General features: G+C 61.9%; 1 protein-coding gene. It reads left to right on the top strand.

What is annotated here, in order from left to right:
* Positions 1–149: 149 nt before the first annotated feature.
* Positions 150–1,952 carry an IS1634 family transposase gene (locus tag QN413_RS26890; RefSeq protein ID WP_323499618.1) on the top strand — a complete coding sequence of 601 codons (1,803 nt, stop codon included), beginning with the start codon at positions 150–152 and terminating at the stop codon, positions 1,950–1,952.
* The last annotated feature ends 64 nt before the right edge of the window (positions 1,953–2,016 follow it).

Genomic DNA, 2,016 nt, shown 5'->3' with positions numbered 1-2,016 from the left:
CCCGAGTTCGACAGTTAATCGCTGGCTGGGTGCTTCGACTCCAATATAAACAACGACTTAGCGCTCGATTTTCGATATTTTGGTAATGGCACGTTTTTCTATTTTCTATCCATTTCCATATTGGTAGTGTGATCGATTAGAGTAGTGGCGTGTTCATCAAAGTCACCCGCTCCGGCCCGCGCCAATACGTCCAACTCGTCGAAGCCTATCGCGACGATTCCGGACGCCCCAAGCAGCGCACCGTGGCCACCCTGGGTCGACTCGACCAGATGGACAGCGGCCTCGAGTCCGTCATCTCCGGCCTGCTGCGTGTCACCGGTCAGCCCTTTGGCTCGCCTGCTACTTCACCCGCTACATCACGCGCTGTCTCACGCAGGCTGAGCGGCGCGTCTGGTGCTGCAGCGCAACCAGTCGTGCACTTCGAATCGGCACGCGACTTCGGCGACGTCTGGGCTCTCACGCAGCTGTGGAATTCGCTCGGCTTCGATCGTCTGCGAACGCTGTTCCGGCGCACCCGCCACACCATCGACGTCGAGGCCCTGATCCGCGTGATGGTGCTCAACCGCCTGTGCGATCCGGACTCCAAACTCGGCGTGCTGCGCTGGGTCGAGACCGTCAGCCTGCCCGGCATCATGTGCGAGTCGATCAACCACCAGCACTTGCTGCGTGCCATGGACGCGCTGGTCGACAGCCACGAGGAAGTCGAGGCGGTGCTCGCCGGCTTGCTGCGCCCGCTGGTCGATCAGGATCTGGCCATCGTGTTCTACGACATGACCACCATCCGTGCCAGTGGCCTGTCGCAGCAGGAAGGCGACTTGCGCCACTTCGGCATGGCCAAGGAAGGGCTCATCGCCCGCCAGGTCATGCTCGGCGTGGTGCAGACCGCCCAGGGCCTGCCGCTGTACCACGAGGTGTTCGATGGCAACACGGCCGAGGTGACCACGCTCAAGCCCATCATCGAGAAGATCGTGCAGCGCTTGCCCGTCAAGCGCGTCATTGCCGTGGCCGATCGCGGGCTGCTCTCGAGCGACAACCTGGCAGATTTGCAGGCCATCACTTTGCCAGGTGGGGGTCAGCTGGAATTCATCCTGGCCGTGCCAGGTCGACGTTATGCGGACTTCATCGATCTGCTGGGTCCACTGCATGCGGCGCAGTGCGCCGATGCGCCGTCCGAGGTGGTCACCGAGACGCGCTGGAACGACTTGCGCCTGGTGGTTGCACACGATCCGCAGGTTGCGTTGGAGGCCGGTGCCAAGCGCGACCGGCGCATCGAGGCACTGGAGCAGCAGGCCGCGCAATGGACGGGCAAGCTCGATGCGCAGGACAGCGCAAAGGACAGCCGGAAAGACAGCAAAAACAACAGCGATCAGGCCCTCGTCAAAAAGGTTCGCGGCCGCAAGCTGTCTGACGGCGGTGCACGGGCGCGCTTCTATCACGAGGTGTGCGAGGCCCATCTGGCACGCATCGTCAAGGTCGATCTCAAGAGTGAGCTGTTCAGCTACGGCATCGATGAGCGCGCCCTGGCGCACGCGCGTCTGATGGACGGCAAGCTGCTGCTGGTGACCAATGTCGCCGATCTCGCGCCTGAGGATGTGGTGCGGCGATACAAGTCACTGGCCGACATCGAACGAGGGTTTCGAGTCCTGAAATCGGAGATTGAAATCGGACCCATTTATCACCGGCTGCCCGGACGCATCCGGGCGCACGCGGCAATCTGCTTCATGGCGCTGATCCTGTACCGGGTGATGCGCACCCGCCTGCACGCAAGTGACACGGCGCTATCACCCGAGCGGGCATTGGCACAACTGCGCCGCATTCAGCATCACCGCATCACTCTGAACGACAGCCAGCCGGTGGCCGGACTGTCGTCGGTCACCACACAACATGCCGCCATCCTGGCGGCACTGGACATCCCAAAACCCAATCTCGATACCCAACTGACCCTGTTGTAGTGGAGCGTTTGATGCGCGGCCCTATATGGATCAACACGTTACGCGTTTAACTGTCGAACTCGGG

The organism is Variovorax sp. LG9.2 (assembly GCF_035018885.1).
In the GTDB taxonomy this organism is placed as follows: domain Bacteria; phylum Pseudomonadota; class Gammaproteobacteria; order Burkholderiales; family Burkholderiaceae_C; genus Variovorax.
The sequence above is the reverse complement of the archived record's forward strand: the minus strand, read 5'-3'. Positions and strand labels throughout refer to the sequence as shown.